Here is a 16337-nt window from a genome sequence, read left to right as displayed (position 1 = left end):
GGGGAGCCGCGCCAGATGAGCAAGACATCCGATCTGATGGAGTTGCGCGAAGCGGATATTCGCAAGCACTATTCCGCAGCGCTGGCATTGCTCGACGGGTTTGACCACACACCGCGGATCGCAAGCGCGCGCCCGTCGGCCCCGGTCGCGGAACGATCCCCGGGCGTCGCATCCACGCGGCGATTTCGCAGCACGACGCCGGGCCTGGCCGGACGCAGGACCGCACGGCCCGAAGGTGTGCATCTGAAAACCCGTGTCGAGGCGGTCGACGCAGAAGATCCATTGGTTTCGCCGGTGCAGGCCAGCGTATTGGCAGCCCTGCGGCGGGGGCTGGCAATTGCGCTGGCGGTTGGCGACACGTTTGGCGACGCAACTGGACTAAGCGATCTGAAGCGTGCCAACCTGCAAGGCGCCCTGCCTGCCGCCCGCAAGACAGAATTCGGCGAGTTGCTGACCGCCGAGGCGCTGGCCGTCGCGCATGTGTTTGGCAACGCACTGGCCTTTCTGCTGGCGTCAAAGGCCAGCGAGACGACTGTCGAGGTTGGTGAGGTCGAGGAGGTGCTGACTGAAAATTCTGCCCTTGCCCTGCATGGCGCGCTGTGGGCGCTGGATCAGTCGCTTGAGGCGCATGCCTCGGATGATGCGCGTCTGGTTGCCACCCTCGCCGCCTTTGCCGAGGCGCTGATGGAGAAGGTTGCGCTGCGGGCGCAGGGCGCGGCGCGAATTGCGGCCTTTGCCAACGCCAGTTGGCGGGTCGAGGCGGACGATCTGGTGATCCGCGGCTTCGAGCCGTCGCGGACGGCGCGCAGCACTACGCTAACCATGACTTTTAAGAAACCCGAAGAGGTGGTGGGCAACCATATCGCCAAGTACCAGGCGCTGCGGCTGTCCAAGATGCTGATGGCGTATGATTTCGACCGACGGCTTAACCCTTTTGCCGAGCTGGGCGGATTCATCTTTACCTTTATGGGTGACGGTAAACCGGGCACGGGCAAGACCACGCTGATCCAGATGATGGCGGGATTGCTGCATGGCTATTGCGAGGTGGCGGGTTATCCGTTCCGCTACCAGAACCTGAGCACCGACAATATCGACAGCTATCAGGGGAAATCCGGCCAGAATGCCAAAGCGTTCATCAACACCATCATCGACCCGTCGGCCATCGGCTTTGGCACCATCGACGATATCGACCAGCTTGCCGGCAAGCGTGGCGACCGGCAATCGTCAGCCGGTCAGTTGGAAATCACCGCTGTCCTGATGGAGAGCTTTACCGGCGCCAACACGGTTGTGCGCGGCAATTGCACCTTTGGCATGTTCTCGAACTACCCCGAGAATGTCGACGACGCCCTGCGCCAGCGGGCGGGGGCGCGGTTTTTGGTCGACGGGCCGCAAACCCGCGAGGATTACATCGACATTCTGGCCCTGCTGATGGGGCGGAACCACGACATCCCGCTGGGCGCGCACAAATTGTTTTCCGCGCAAGAGATCAAGCGCGCCGTGGCTGCTTCGTTCGAGTCGCATTCCCGCCCGCATGAAGAGGGGCTGATCCGCGTCTTTGACCAGGTGCACGCAGAGATCGGTGATCTGAACACGATTGCCAAGCTGGGCACATACCTCAAGGCGATCCAACAGGCGGACGAACGGTTCACCGGGCGGGCGATCAAGAACATCACCGACGCGGTCAAGGTGCGGGCCATGGATTTTGAGCTGCCGGATGAGTGGATGGAGAGCCCCGACCTGTTCCTGTTCCAGCCGTATGACGTCAAGGCCGCGATGATTTCGGAGCTGCGCGTGCCAATCACGGTCGACATGGTCGTGCAAGAGATCAACCGCTACGCAGATTCCGAGTTTCGCTATGCCGACAAGTCAGACGAGGTGGCGATTGACGGCATGGTCCGCGACTTTCAGCGTCAGGAAGAGGCCAAGCGCCGGTATCTGGAGAGTAAGGGGTGAGCGATGGGGCATTTTGTCCGGCTGGGCTTGGGCGCCGGCCTGATCTGGGCACCCGTGCTGATCCTTGCGGTGGCCAGCGTGCCAGGACGCTGGAAAAAGAACGTGTGGTGATGGGCTCAGCTAGCATGCGACATCTGCACAAGAGCGTAGAGGAGGCGACACCATGCAGCGTCTGATCACCGCCGGCCTGATGTTCGGCAACCTCATCCGCATCGACAGCCCAGCCCTGATCGAGCGGTATAACCGGGCGCTGAAACACCTGACTGGTAAGACCACGCAGTTGGCGGATTTCCACGTCGATATCTCGGGATACGCGCCCGAGGTGGGTGATGAGCTGGACGATCCGCTTTACCTCAACCCGCGCGGGGTAAACCGGCAGTTCATTTTGCTGACGACCCAACAAAAGACCGCGCCGCTGCTCAATGCCAAATTCTCGTCCAGCCGGGGGATCCTGCGGCAGTTCATTGAGACGAATGAGACAGCGCTGTTTGCCCTGACCGCGCGGGATGCTGTGGCGGGTGAGATGCTCAATTCCGTCTATGACGTATCGAAACCTGCCCGCCTGTTTGATATCCACGAAATCCGGATCGAGGCAGACACCACCGTCGGCACCGTGCGCGACGCGGAAAAGCTGGGCGCTATGGTCGACAAGTTCAAGACAGCCGAAGATGGCTGGTTCGATGACGTTCTGATCGCGGACATGATCACACTGGCCAAAAAAACCGGCGATGTGGTGCGCAATCCGGTCAAGCTGCAACAAATGCGGTTCCGGCAGGATAATTTCTGGACCGCGCATTTTGGCGGGCTGTATATCTTTCGCGACGTCCGTGAACCGGCGCTGATCCAGAGCGTGGCTGACCCGTTGCCGGACGCGGCCGCATTGCCGGTAAAATCGCAACTGAGGTTGAGCGACCGGAACCGCATCGCCAAGTTTTTGGACGCGAACGGGCTGGCTGAACCGATCGTCAAGGCGCGCGGTATTGATGCCGCGGCGATCCTGCGGCAAAAGATGGATTTCATCGTGGTCGATGCGGCGCAGGACGCCGGGATTGATCTGGCGGGGGCAACACGGCGCGACATTCGCATGTTGGCGCGTCAACACGGCGATCAACTACCCGAAGCCTGGCATACACTGAACCGGCTGCTCGCATGGGCCGAAGGCAACGGCGTCTGGCCGCGGGTCAGTTCGGACGATCCTGCCTATTTCTACACCCTGCGGGCGGCAGACCATGCGGATCGCGATCTGGTCAATATGCTGCTGGCAGAGCTGACGCCGATGGATATCCGACAGCTGTTCATTTGCCACAAGGATCTGTTCTACCGGCTCTATCGCGACTGGGGCGAGGCCAAGAAAACCTATGTGGTGGATTTCCTGACGCGCGAGTATCAGATGGACAAGGTGGGGGCACGCCGCGCACTCTTTGGTCATGACGCGCCGATGTCCGAGCCGCAGCCAGAACAGATCGGCCCGTGGGGCGCAGTAAAGAGGTGAGACAATGTTCGCATTCCTGCAACTGATGATCCCCGCCCTTGTGATCCTGACGCTGGTCTATATCGGTGTATCGCTCTATTCGCGCTCGGTGCGGCGCGGCAAGCTTGAGGCGGAATGGGACGAAGAGGGCATGACAGGTGACCGCGACGCCTGGATCACTGAGGGGCTGCGCGACTATGACGGATCACTGCGCCGCAAGCTGATCCTAGGGGTGTATGTGGTGCCGTTCACGCTGATGGCCGTGATCATTTACCTGACGAATTTCCACTAAAAGGGGGCCGGGATGGTCTATGTGAAATGGGTGTTTATCGTGCTCTTCTGGGGCTGTATTGCGGGTTTCCTGCATTATACGCTGCCGCAACACGATATTGCGCGGATCACCGATACCTACGAAAAACGCGTCGATCCGGGCGAAAACAGCCTGTTCTGGGCGCAGGCGGATGTCGGAACCGATGGCACGGTCGTGAACCGGGACGTGTTCTTTATTCAGACGCGGCGGGCAGACAACAGCGTGATGGTCTACCGCAACGAGGACACCGGCTGGAGCTGGCCCCCCTATTTCAAATTCGACACCTCGAACCTGCAAGCCGAGGCAAACGACCTGCGCTCGACCTCGGGATCGCCGCAATGGGTGGTGATCACGCATTACGGCTGGCGCAATGAATTTTACACGATTTTTCCCAACGCGATTAGCGTTCGGGCGGTGGACGGACCGGATGTGCGGATCATTCCATGGATCAACATTGTCATCCTGACGCTACTGGTCGCATTCGTCTGGGCCATCTGGGTGCGCTGGCGGCGGTTCCGGCGGCGGCGGATCGACCCGGTGCTTGAGGATGTCGGCGACTCGTTCGAGGCAGCCGGTGACCGCATGGCCGAACGGCGCGGGCGCTTTAACCGCTGGATCGACAGCTGGCGCAGCAAGTCATAGCCGCCACGCCCTAATGTTTGCCATAGTAGAGGCCGACGACATGCTCGGCCTCGGCAAAGAACAGCCAGCGGGCGGTCAGCACACCCAAGATGTGGCTGACCACCGCCAGCAATGCCCACAGATGATGCGGGCCGGGCAGCAGCAACAGGCCCACCGGCAGCACAACCATCAACGCCAGTGCGATCACCCGCAGCCGGGCGGCATGGCGGCGCCCAACCACATGCACCATCTCGCGCAGCAGATAGTTGGGGCCTGTGTGCGGCGGTTCGAATGCGCGAACGGCGCCAATTGCGCCAAGACCGGTTGCCGTCGCCAGCGTGCTGTCCGAGGTGTTGAACCGCCGGTCGCCACTATACCACCACCAGACCTGCACCGCTCCGGCCAGCACAATCAGTACCATTGCCACATGAATTCGCCCGGACAGCAGCGCTCCGCCCGCCACCGACAGCATCAGAAACAGCAGCGAAGTCCATGGGCTGTCCCAACGCGGAACGGTCTTTAGCTGTCCATAAATCATCGAGGTCGCATAGACTGTCGTCAGACACAGCGCCGCGCCTAGCCAGCCCAGCAACGCCAGACGCCAGCTCGCAAAGATCAGGCCGGCGGCATAGATCCCCATAAGCCCAAGCGCGGTAGCGGCCAGCCAGGCTTCGCGCGACAGCCAACTGCTGCGCCATTGGCTGAACGCCTTCAGCGCCCTCTCGGGTCGGCCCAGATGAAACGCCGAGGCCGCAAGACCGCCAATCGCCATTGCAAAGCCAATAAAGAAGAACACAAAGGCCACCCAGCCAGTAGGCGGGGTCGGATCAACCCCAAGCCAGGCAAGAAGACCAAGGCCAAGACCGGAAAACGTTGTGAACGCAATAATGGAGGGGGCGGGATGCATGTGGGTCAGGAACCTTCAGATCTTGCTCAGCGTCTTGTCGAGCCAGCCCAGAAAACCGCGTGGTTCGGTCGCGACGGGTTCCAGAAACGGGGCCAGAATGTCGATCTGAGGCTCCCATTGATCTTTTGGGCGCGGCGGCAGATATTTGTTGACGGGCCGCGTACCCTGTTCCGGCATGAGGTCGATGCCACCACGTGCGGCAACCAATCGCGATACCTCGCTATCCGGGTCGGAAAAATCCCCGAAATGCCGCGCATTCGATGGACAGGTTCGAACACAGGCTGGTTCGCGATCTGCTTTGGGTAGGTTGTCGTTATAGATACGGTCGACGCAAAGGGTGCATTTCTTCATCACGCCAGCGGCCTGATCCAGCTCGCGTGCGCCATAGGGACACGCCCAGGCGCAGAGACCGCAACCGATGCAATCACTCTCATTCACCAGAACGATGCCATCCTCGACCCGCTTGTAGCTGGCACCGGTGGGGCAGACGGTGACGCAGGGCGCGTCATCGCAATGCAGGCAGGATTTGGGGAAATGCACCAACTGCGCCGGGCCGGTGTCTGGCTGCACCTCGTAGCTGTGGACCCGGTTAAGGAAGGTGCCTGATGGGTCGGCGCCATAAGGGTCCTGATCCGACAGCGGCGCGCCGTAGTTTTCGGTATTCCAGCCCTTACAGGACACGACGCAGGCATGACATCCGACACAGGTGTCAAGGTCAATGACAAGGCCCAGTTTACGATGGGTGGCGGTGGGTAAATCGGTCATTCCACCTCGCCCAAATATGGTTTCCTGCACACTCTGTCATGCGACGAAATTTTCGAACGCAAAACCAGAGATCGGCACACAAAGTCTTGCGAATACTTTTGCCAAAAATTTTCAAAAAATTTTCGCAGAAGCGTCATTGCCCCACCTTCCACGTCAATATCGACGGTGCGGAAGGCACCGGAGATTGTATGCGCCCAAAGGTCGGCTGGCATTCGTCCGGTGCTGCGGATTTTTCAATCCTTACGCGCAGGTCGAACCACGCCGCCTGACCGGTGATCGGGTCGGAATTGGCCCAGCGCAGCCCGTCACCCTTGGGCGGAAGAAGTTCGTGGATCAGGTGATTCAGCAGGAATCCTTTGGTGGCTTCTGGCGCCTCATTGTCCAGTGCCCAGGTGCCTTTGCGTTTGCCGATCGCGTTCCAGGTCCAGACGGTGTTTTCGTTTAGCGCGGCCATATGCGCCACAGGCACGGTGATTGATCCGTGCGACGAGATCACCCGCACCCAGTCGCCGTCGTGCAGCGTGTGCTGCTGCATCAGCCGGGTCGGCATATACAGAGGATTGCGGCCATGGATCTGCCGCAGCCAGGCGTTCTGTGATCCCCATGAATGATACATCGCCATCGGGCGCTGGGTCAGGGCGTGGATCGGATATTCCACCGGATCTTCGTGACCGTCTGACAACGGCGGATACCAGATCGGCAGCGGGTCCATCGTCGCCTTGATCCGCCCGCGCAAGTGGTCGGGCGGCTGTCGCGTGCCATGCCCTTCGGCGGCGATCTGGAATTTGCGCAGTGGCTCGACATACAGCTGGAACAGGTAGGGCTGCGGCGCGTCAAAGAACCCCATCTCGACCGCCCAGTCCTGATAGCCGGTGTTCCAGGGCTTGAAATAGGCGGCATTTTTGGGCACATGGCGGATGAAAAAGCCGCCGTTGGCGATATAGCTGTCGAGCTGTGCGGCATTCGGTCCGCCGCGCCCATGGGTCAGCCCCGCTTCGCCCATGCGAAACCCTGCCAGTGGGCCAACGCCCGGCTTGCGTTGATGGTTGACGATATAATCTGCGTAATCGACGTATTTGGCGCTGCCATCTTCGGCAACAAATCCTGGCAGGTTCAGCCTGTGGCCCAGATCGCACAGCACCGATTGAAAACCACGCACCTCCCGATCCGGTTCAACCACCGGCCAGCGGATCGCGTCCGCAGCGGCATCCGGCTCGCAGATCGGTCGATCAAGCAGCGAGATACAATCGTACCGTTCCAGATAGGTCGTATCCGGCAGGATAAGGTCAGCATAGGCAACCATTTCCGAACTGTAGGCGTCCGAGTAGATGATCCTGGGGATGACGTATTCGCCGTCTTCGTCGGTGTCGGTCAGCATCTCGATCACGCCGCGCGTGTTCATTGACGAATTCCACGCCATGTTCGCCATATACAGAAACAGCGTGTCGATCTTGTAAGGATCGCCGGCGTGGGCGTTTGAGATGACCATATGCATCAGCCCGTGCGACGCCATGGGGTTTTCCCATGTGAACGCCTTGTCGATACGCACTGGGCTGCCGTCCTCCCTAAGCGCAAGATCCTCTGGCCCTTGCACGAACCCCAGATGCGGCCCGTCCAGCGGAACACCCGGAGCGGCTTTGCTGTGGGGTTTTGGATGCGCCGTCGCGGGTTTGGGATAGGGCGGTTTGAATCGGTAGCCGCCCGGCGTCTCAACCGACCCCAACAGAATTTGCAGCACATGCAGCGCACGACAGGTCTGAAACCCGTTGGAATGGGCCGAGATGCCGCGCATCGCGTGAAAGCTGACCGGGCGACCGATCATCTGTTCATGGCGTTCGCCGCGAAAATCTGTCCAGGGACGGTCCAGAATGACAGGATCACCAAATGCCACCTCGGCCAGTTCAAGCGCGATGCGCCGGATCTTGTCGGCGCTGATGCCGCAGCGCGTGGCCACCGCGTCGGGCGCATATTGCGGATCGAGATAGCGTTCAGCCATCAGATGCAACACCGGGCGATGGGTGATGCCCGCATGCCGGTGGGTTGCCGCCAAATCCGGCAGAATACCCGGCGCATCAAACGCGCTAAGCTTGCCAGTGTTGCGATCAATGACCAGCGGTTTGTCATTGCCATCCCGCAGGAACAGCCCGTAGTCTGGCGATTTCGGATCACCGTTCACCAGCACCGGCGCATTGGTATAGCGGGCCAGATAGTCGAGGTCGATCTTGCCTGCCTTCAATAGCTCATGCACCAGCGCCAGGATAAACAGCCCGTCCGTCCCCGGTGTGATCCCGACCCATTCATCGGCAATGGCATTGTAGCCCGACCGGATCGGATTGACGCCGATCACCTTGGCGCCGCGTTCCTTGAGCCGCCCCAGACCCATCTTGATCGGGTTGCTGTCGTGATCCTCGGCCACGCCGAACAGCATAAACAGCTTTGTGTGCTCCCAATCGGGCTGGCCGAATTCCCAGAACGCACCACCCATTGTGTAAATGCCGGCCGTGGCCATGTTGACCGAACAGAACCCGCCATGCGCGGCGTAATTCGGCGTGCCAAAGTTCTGCGCCCAGTAGCTGGTAAAAGACTGCGACTGGTCGCGCCCGGTGAAAAAAGCGAGCGTTTCCGGCGCCGTCTCACGAAGCGGCTTCATCCAGCCGACGGCCGTTTCCAATGCCTCGTCCCAGGTTATCTCTTTGAACTTACCAGACCCGCGCGGACCGACACGCCGCAGCGGCGCGCGCAGGCGCGACGGGGCGTTGTGTTGCATGATTCCAGCCGCGCCTTTGGCGCACAGCACACCCTTGTTTACCGGATGATCGCGGTTGCCCTCGATATAGGCGACCTTGCCATCCTTCATGTGAACGTCGATGCCACAGCGGCACGCGCACATGTAACATGTGGTTTTGCGAACCTCGTCCGAAACGCTCGGGGACAGGTCGATCTCTGGCTGGTTGTGACCCATGCTATGCCTCAGGCAGTGGTTCAGGGCGACGCTAAGGGAATGTGCCAAGAGGGACCAGAATTTTCTACGGCGCAGCGCGTTGACAGAACTGTGACCCACATCGCCGGACCAAGGCAGACAGGGTATTATTCTGTGCGGCTCATACCCCCTGAACCAACCCGAACGTATCGGCAGCGATCTGGCGTTCCTCTTGCGCTGGAACAACCCAAGCCTGCACCGCTGAGGTGACGCTATGCAGCGCGGGCAAATTTCCGCCCAGTTGCAACCCGGTCCAACCCAGCCCTTTGAGGATGCGCCCCCGCACCACAGCAGCGTGTTCGCCAATACCGCCGGTCAGGGCAATGGCATCTACCCCCTGCATTGCGGCGATCATTGATCCGGCATGACGCTGCACCCAATAGACAAAGTGATCAACCGCGAACCGCGCTTGCGGCGAGGGGTCCGCCAGCAGCTGGCGCATATCCGACATCCCGCCCGACATGCCACGCAGGCCAGAGCCAAAATTCAAAAGTCGCGAAGCACCCTCCGACCCCAACTCATCGACCAACGCCAGCACCGCATTGGGATCCATCGACCCCGCCCGCGTGCCCATTGTCAGCCCTTCGAGCGGGGAATACCCCATCGTCGTCGCGACCGACTGACCGTCCAGAATGGCACACAGGCTGGCACCGTTGCCCAGATGACAGGCCAGCAGACGCCGCGGCAGCGGCGCACCGCTGAGTTCCGGCAGATTGGCGCAGAGCGCCGCATAGCTCAGCCCGTGAAACCCATACCGGCGCAGACCGCGTTCGGCATATTCGGGCGGCAATGCGTAGCTCCGCGCCACCTCGGGGTTGGTGGCATGGAACGCAGTGTCAAAGCTCACGTATTGCGGCAGACCCGGAACAAGCCGGGCCAGCGCCTTGATCCCGGCGAGGTTGTGCGGGTTGTGCAGCGGCGCCAACGGGATGCAGGCGCGGATCTGCGCCAATATATTTGCGTTCACGCGCGCGGGCCCGGTCAGCGACGCCCCACCATGCACCACCCGGTGCCCGGCGGCCATCAGATCGGACAGGCGAACGCCCTGATCTGCCAATACTTCCAGCACCGCCTCAAGCGCCACCTCATGATCCGGCAGATCGCGCACGGCGCACAGATGCCCGCAGCGCAGTCGTCCCTGCCCCGGTGTCGAGATGCCCAGCGCGGTCGCGCTCAGCGTCTCGGTCAGGGATGCATCAAACACCGCCGCCCTGATCGACGCTGACCCGACGTTGAAGACAAGGATGCTACCGGGTGTGGTCACAGGGTCAGACGACCTGCTGGCGCATGTCCGACGCCGAAATACCGGCCACCGCCACGGGTTTCTTCATCGCATCGCGCCGGAACGGTTCGCCCAGTTCCTGGTTGATCAGCGCCTCGATCAATGTGGTGCGACCGTGCTGCATCTGATCGGTGATCGCCGTGGCCAACGCATCCTTAAGGTCATCCATCGTGCGCGCCTGCACCCCCTTGAGCCCGCAAGCCTGCGCGATCCCGGCATAACTGACGCCATCGTCCAGTTCTGTGCCGACAAAGTTGTCGTCATACCACAGGGTCGAGTTGCGCTTTTCCGCGCCCCATTGATAGTTGCGGAACACAACCATGGTGATCGCGGGCCATTCAGGGCGACCAATCGCGGTCAGTTCGGTCACAGCGATGCCGAACGCGCCATCACCTGAAAATCCCACGACCGGCACATCGGGGCGGGCGATCTTGGCGCCGACAATGGACGGCAGCCCATAGCCGCAAGGCCCGAACAGGCCGGGGGCCAGATATTTGCGCCCCTCTTCAAAGCTGGGATAGGCGTTGCCGATGGCGCAGTTGTTGCCGATATCCGACGAAATGATCGCCTCGCGTGGCAGGGCGGACTGGATCGCCCGCCACGCCTTGCGCGGGCTCAGCCAGTCGGGTTTTGCATCACGGGCACGCTGGTTCCAGGTGGTGCCGGGGTCGTCCTCTTCGTGGTCCATCGACGACAATTGCTGCGCCCAGGCCGATTTCGTCTTTGAGATCAGATCGAGCCGGTCGCGTTTGCTTTCACCGGCAATATCGTCGATCTTTTCAATCAACGCATCCGCCACCTTTTTCGCGTCACCAACAATGCCGACGCTTACTTTTTTGGTCAGGCCGATACGGTCGGGGTTCAGATCGACCTGAATGATCGCCGCATCTTTGGGCCAATAGTCGATGCCATATCCCGGCAGGGTCGAGAACGGGTTCAACCGCGTGCCCAGGCACAAAACGACATCCGCCTGCGCGATCAGTTCCATCCCCGCCTTGGACCCGTTGTATCCCAGCGGACCAGCAAATTGCGGGTGCGATCCGGGAAAGGCGTCGTTGTGTTGGTAGCCGACACAGACCGGCGCAGCGAGTTTTTCAGCCAGCGTGATGGTCGATGGAATTGCGCCCGCCAGCACCACCCCGGCCCCATTCAGAATGACGGGAAATTTCGCCGAAGACAGCAGATCTGCCGCCTTGGCAATCGCCGCATCGCCGCCTGCGGGGCGTTCGAATTCCACCACCTCGGGAATTTCGATATCGATCACCTGAGTCCAGAAATCACGCGGCATGTTGATCTGCGCTGGGGCGCTGGCGCGTTTGGCCTGCAGGATCACGCGGTTCAGCACTTCTGCGACGCGCGACGGATCGCGGACCTCTTCCTGATAGGCGACCATATCTTCGAACAGTTTCATCTGCTCGACCTCTTGGAAGCCACCCATGCCGATGGTCTTGTTCGCGGCCTGCGGCGTGACCAGCAACAGCGGCGTGTGATTCCAGTAGGCGGTTTTCACAGCAGTAACAAAATTGGTGATGCCGGGGCCGTTCTGGGCGATCATCATCGACATCTTGCCCGATGCGCGGGTGTAGCCGTCGGCCATCATCCCGCCTGACCCTTCGTGTGCACAATCCCAAAAGGTGATGCCAGCGCGGGGGAACAGATCCGAAATCGGCATAAAGGCCGAACCGATGATGCCAAAAGCATGTTCGATGCCATGGCGTTGCAGCGTTTTGACAAAGGCTTCTTCGGTGGTCATTTTCATAGCGGCGCTCCCCATGCGTGACGGCGCCTTAGGTGACGGCGCTTTGGCACAGGGTAAAGCCACTGCAAGGCAACAGATAGGGCCAGAAGATCCGCCAACTTAGGACCAGTTCAGTCCGCAAGCCCCTTGGCGACACGGGCTTGGTGGATCAGCGCGGCGGTGCGGCGGCCAAAACTGTCCCAATTCAGGCGCTGTTCGAATTCCGCCCGCGTTGACTGACTTAGCGCCCAATAGGCCGCGGGCGTATCGAGGTATCCAAATATCAGGTCCGCAAACTCTGTAACTCCCGCCCCTTGCGGCAGCGCATGACCGTTTACCCCATCGCGAATCGGCACGCCCCCAACTCGCAGGCACAGCGACGGCACCCCATAGGCAGACGCCTCGCAGAACACAAAACCAAAGGATTCGTAACTTGGCATGACCAAAAAATGCGCCTGATCCAGCGCCGCCTCAAAGGTTTTCAGCTGGTCCGGCTCGGCCTTGTCGAGGTGCCGGTGGACCGTGACAAATTCATTCAGGTGAAAATCCGGTGGTTGACTGCCGATCACGGTCAGGCGTGCGTCGATGCCACGGTCGCGCAGCGCCTTCATGGTATCAAAGGCCAGCGGCCCGCCCTTGGCGAACCAGTCGCGGCCAATCAGCAGCAGACGCACCGGCCCGTCGCGCGAAATCGTGGTTGGTGTGATACGCGGCGCCGGAGTCGAAAGATTTGCGCCCCAGGACACATGCTTCGACGTGGCATCGGTCAGACCGTACATCGCGTCAGCCTTGTTCTTGAGCCATTCTGACGGCCAGAGCAGCAGGTCGCAGGATTGAAACACCCGCTCTTCGCAGCGCTGTATCCAAGGGTCGAGCCGCCGCGACAGCGACACATAGGATTTGTGAAACGCGCCGATCTCGGACTCGCGATAGGTCGATTGTGTCGCGTCAGACGAAAAGACCTGCACCATCGGATAGGGCAGTTTCAGCCGGTGCATCGACTGAAAGCTATAGGCACCGAACAGCACATCATATTCACCCTGCGCCAATTCACGCCGGACCCCTGCAGCGATCAGCCGCCCCAGCGCCAAATGCATCCGCCAGCGGGCCCGCATGTTGATGGCGGTCGGCATGGCATGCAGCAAGCGGCGCGCCGGTTCCGCCAAATGCCAGGAATTGGACAGGATCGTCACATCGCCCACGTGTTCCTGTAAGGCCGCGTGGATTCGGGCGTTCCCGCCAGAATACAGGTTCCGGTTCAACGGCGAGATGTCGCACAGATAGGCGACGCGCAACCGTTTCCCAGAGCGGCTATCGCGCCGAGGCATATCAGACTGGGGCATAATGGCCTTTGGAAATGCGTTCACTGGTCAATCTCCCGAAATACGGCTCGCGGTCAATACGGGCTTGGTCCGCTGGTCTTGACTGGTGTCATCGTGACGTGAAAATGGGGCGTCAAATTGACCCTTGCAGGGAAAACCTGTGCAGCCGCAGCAATTGCGCTGGTTTTTCACAAACCGGACACGACTTTGCCGCACCTATGGGCTAGGGTCTGGACAGCGATCCGGGGCCGACGGGGCCTGCGGGCGTGGCAATCAAAAGGCCGTGCATAACGGATGCCCAACCCGATAGCCTTTGCAATGCTGGCAATCTGGCCGCTGGTGACAGTCGCGCTGTTTCGCCGATTCGAGGCAGAGCGGGCGCTGATCCTGTCGCTGCTGGTGGGCTATCTGTTCCTGCCCGAAGTGCCCGCCGTCTTTGACCTGCCACTGTTCCCGCCGCTGAACAAACACAACCTGCCGGCCCTTAGCGCGTTCGTCTGCTGTCTGTGGATGTATGGCGTTCGAGGGTCGGTCCTGCCCGAGTCGGTGGCGGGCAAGGTGCTGTTGCTGACCTTTGTGCTGTCCCCGATCGCCACCGTCGCCACCAACGGGGATCCGGTGCTCTACGGTCAGGTCGGGCTGCCTGCGCTGGGCCTCAAGGACATGGTGGCGCTGACGTTGCAGCAATTCCTGCTGATCCTGCCCTTCCTGCTGGCGCGGCAATTCCTGACCCAGGGTGGCGCACAACGCGAGTTGCTGATCGCCTTTATGGTTGGTGGGCTGGTCTATTCCGTGCTCATGCTGATCGAGATCCGGTTGTCGCCACAGCTGAACCTCTGGGTGTACGGCTACTACCAGCACTATTTTGGCCAATCGATCCGGGGGGGCGGTTACCGGCCTGTGGTGTTCCTGTATCATGGGCTTTGGGTTGCATTTTTCACCATGACCGCCGTGGTCAGCGCCTTTGCCCTATGGCGGATGGATGCGCGCACAAACCGGAGCGGGTTTCTGCTCGCCGCGCTGTATCTGTCGGCGATTCTGGTGCTGGCGAAATCGCTGGGGGCGCTGATCTTTGCCGTGGCACTCGTGCCCTGTGTGCTGCTGCTGAGCCGAGTAATGCAGATCAAGGTCGCAATCCTGATCGGCGCACTGGCGGTAAGCTATCCGATCCTCAAGGGGGCTGATCTGGTGCCGCAAGACCGATTGCTGCAACAGGCCGCCAGCATTGATCCCGAACGCGCGGCCTCGTTGCAATTTCGGTTCGACAACGAAAACATCCTGCTAGACCGCGCCTATCGCAAACCGGTCTTTGGCTGGGGCAGCTGGGGACGCAATCACATCCTTGACCCCGTGAGTGGCAATATCCTGACTGTGACCGACGGGCGCTGGATCATCGTGATCGGGGTCTATGGCTGGGTCGGCTTTCTGGCCGAATTCGGCCTGCTTCTGCTGCCCCTTCTGCTGCTGTGGCGCGAGACGACCGTGGCGCACGAGGGCGACATTTCGCCCTTTATTGCGCCTCTGTCGCTGCTGCTGGCCGTGAACATCTTTGACATGCTGCCCAACGCCACCCTGACTCCGCTGACCTGGCTCATCGCGGGTTGCCTGATGGGGTATGCCGAGGCGCTTAAAGCCGCACGAATGAAATCAGGCAATATGCGCGCCCTGCGCTGGCAATCAATTCTGTGAGGGCGCCATGAGCGAGACCCCCATACGCCCCCGCGTGCTGGCCATTGCCGAGGCGGCGAACCCCGAATGGGTCAGCGTACCGCTGGTTGGCTGGTCACTGGCGCAGGCATTGCGCGGCGTGGCTGACGTGCATCTGGTGACGCAGGTGCGCAACCGCGACGCAATCCTGCGGGCCGGTCTGACCGAAGGCGTGGATTTCACCGCCATAGATTCCGAAACCTTTGCCCGCCCGATGTGGAGACTGGCCGAACGACTGCGCATGGGTGACGGCAAGGGCTGGACCATGGTGCAGGCGATCAACGCGCTAAGTTACCCATGGTTCGAACATCTGGTCTGGCGTCAGTTCGGCACACAGATCCGCGCCGGGGCGTATGATATCGTGCACCGGATCACCCCGCTGAGCCCGACGATCACGTCGTCACTGGCGCGTAAATGCGCCGCCGCCGGTGTGCCGTTTGTGCTTGGGCCGCTGAACGGCGGTGTGCCCTGGCCCGAGGGGTTTGAGGCTGAGCGGCGCGCCGAAAAGGAATGGCTGAGCTATCTGCGCGGCGCCTACAAAGCACTGCCGGGGCGCGGCGCAACGCTGGACCGGACCAGCGCAATCATGGCCGGTTCACATCACACCGCCGGGGAAATTCCCGCGCGGCATCAATCCAAAGTGGTCTACCTGCCGGAAAATGGCATAGATCCCGCCCGTTTTGGGCGCGTGGCCGCGCCGGTGGATGACGTGCTGCGCGCCTGTTTTGTCGGACGGCTGGTGCCATACAAGGGCTGCGACATGCTGATCGAGGCGGCAGATGAGCTGTTGCGGGCCGGGCGCATGACATTGGATGTCATCGGCGACGGGCCAATGATGCAGCCGCTTCAGGCACAGGCGCAGGGGCTAACGGGTGTCACCTTTCACGGCTGGATGGAACATGGCGCGGTGCAGGATGTCATGGCCAAGTGCCACGTTCTGGCGTTTCCGTCGATCCGCGAATTCGGCGGCGGAGTCGTCCTCGAGGCGATGGCGCTTGGTGTGACGCCGCTGGTTGTCGATTACGCCGGCCCCGGCGAGCTGGTGATACCAGGCACCGGAGTCAAAGTGCCCTGTGGCTCACGCGACCAGATCGTATCTGCCTTTCGGGCCGAGCTGGTGCGGATGGCCAACGACCCCACCAGTCTGCGCACCAGCGGTCAGGCGGCACGCGCCCGAATCCAAAGCCATTTCACCTGGGATCAAAAGGCGCGCCAGGTTGCTCAGGTCTATGGCTGGACGCTGGGCCCGCGACAGCATGATGCGCCTGCATTTTTCTAGAA

Annotated in this window: 12 protein-coding genes; 6 read left to right on the top strand and 6 right to left on the bottom strand. The window is 61.1% G+C overall.

Annotated features, from left to right (window positions below):
- The first annotated feature begins 15 nt into the window (after window positions 1-15).
- From IMCC21224_RS02460 to IMCC21224_RS02445, 4 genes are all read left to right on the top strand, one after another.
- Entirely contained in the window at window positions 16-1953 is a 1938-nt protein-coding gene (locus IMCC21224_RS02460; protein ID WP_047994003.1) for an ATP-binding protein, read from the top strand.
- A gap of 163 nt (window positions 1954-2116) precedes the next feature.
- Window positions 2117-3445 carry a DUF6638 family protein gene (locus tag IMCC21224_RS02455; RefSeq protein WP_047994002.1) on the top strand — a complete coding sequence of 443 codons (1329 nt, stop codon included), beginning with the start codon at window positions 2117-2119 and terminating at the stop codon, window positions 3443-3445.
- A 4-nt stretch (window positions 3446-3449) separates the two neighbouring features.
- A complete protein-coding gene (locus tag IMCC21224_RS02450) occupies window positions 3450-3716 on the top strand; it encodes a hypothetical protein (protein ID WP_047994001.1) in 267 nt (88 codons plus the stop codon).
- A gap of 12 nt (window positions 3717-3728) precedes the next feature.
- A complete protein-coding gene (locus IMCC21224_RS02445) occupies window positions 3729-4376 on the top strand; it encodes a DUF1523 family protein (RefSeq protein WP_047994000.1) in 648 nt (215 codons plus the stop codon).
- 10 nt (window positions 4377-4386) lie between these two features.
- On the opposite strand, the gene IMCC21224_RS02440 is transcribed toward IMCC21224_RS02445, so the two are convergent.
- The 6 genes from IMCC21224_RS02440 to IMCC21224_RS02415 all read right to left on the bottom strand — a co-directional run bounded on the left by IMCC21224_RS02440 (window position 4387) and on the right by IMCC21224_RS02415 (window position 13394).
- Window positions 4387-5262 (bottom strand): DmsC/YnfH family molybdoenzyme membrane anchor subunit, encoded by an 876-nt coding sequence (locus IMCC21224_RS02440; protein WP_047993999.1) that lies wholly within the window; start codon window positions 5260-5262, stop codon window positions 4387-4389.
- Window positions 5263-5277: 15 nt separating this feature from the next.
- Entirely contained in the window at window positions 5278-6027 is a 750-nt protein-coding gene (locus tag IMCC21224_RS02435) for a 4Fe-4S dicluster domain-containing protein (RefSeq protein WP_047993998.1), read from the bottom strand.
- 133 nt (window positions 6028-6160) lie between these two features.
- A complete protein-coding gene (locus IMCC21224_RS02430) occupies window positions 6161-8989 on the bottom strand; it encodes a molybdopterin oxidoreductase family protein (protein ID WP_047993997.1) in 2829 nt (942 codons plus the stop codon).
- A gap of 139 nt (window positions 8990-9128) precedes the next feature.
- Window positions 9129-10271 (bottom strand): acetate/propionate family kinase, encoded by a 1143-nt coding sequence (locus IMCC21224_RS02425; protein WP_047993996.1) that lies wholly within the window; start codon window positions 10269-10271, stop codon window positions 9129-9131.
- 4 nt (window positions 10272-10275) lie between these two features.
- Window positions 10276-12048 (bottom strand): sulfoacetaldehyde acetyltransferase, encoded by a 1773-nt coding sequence (gene xsc, locus IMCC21224_RS02420; RefSeq protein WP_047993995.1) that lies wholly within the window; start codon window positions 12046-12048, stop codon window positions 10276-10278.
- Between the two features lie 110 nt (window positions 12049-12158).
- On the bottom strand, window positions 12159-13394 hold the full coding sequence (locus IMCC21224_RS02415; RefSeq protein ID WP_231581997.1) for a glycosyltransferase family 4 protein: 1236 nt from the start codon (window positions 13392-13394) through the stop codon (window positions 12159-12161).
- Window positions 13395-13643: 249 nt separating this feature from the next.
- Here IMCC21224_RS02415 and IMCC21224_RS02410 point away from each other — a divergent pair, with 249 nt between their 5' ends.
- Window positions 13644-15038, top strand: a complete 1395-nt coding sequence (locus IMCC21224_RS02410; protein ID WP_047993993.1) for a membrane protein — start codon at window positions 13644-13646, stop codon at window positions 15036-15038.
- A 7-nt stretch (window positions 15039-15045) separates the two neighbouring features.
- Window positions 15046-16335, top strand: a complete 1290-nt coding sequence (locus IMCC21224_RS02405) for a glycosyltransferase family 4 protein (RefSeq protein ID WP_047993992.1) — start codon at window positions 15046-15048, stop codon at window positions 16333-16335.
- Window positions 16336-16337 lie beyond the last annotated feature (2 nt).

Origin of the sequence: Puniceibacterium sp. IMCC21224, assembly GCF_001038505.1 — a bacterium.
Classification (GTDB): Bacteria; Pseudomonadota; Alphaproteobacteria; order Rhodobacterales; family Rhodobacteraceae; genus Puniceibacterium.
Note: the sequence above shows the minus strand (reverse complement) of the source record. Positions and strands in the feature narration are given on the sequence as shown.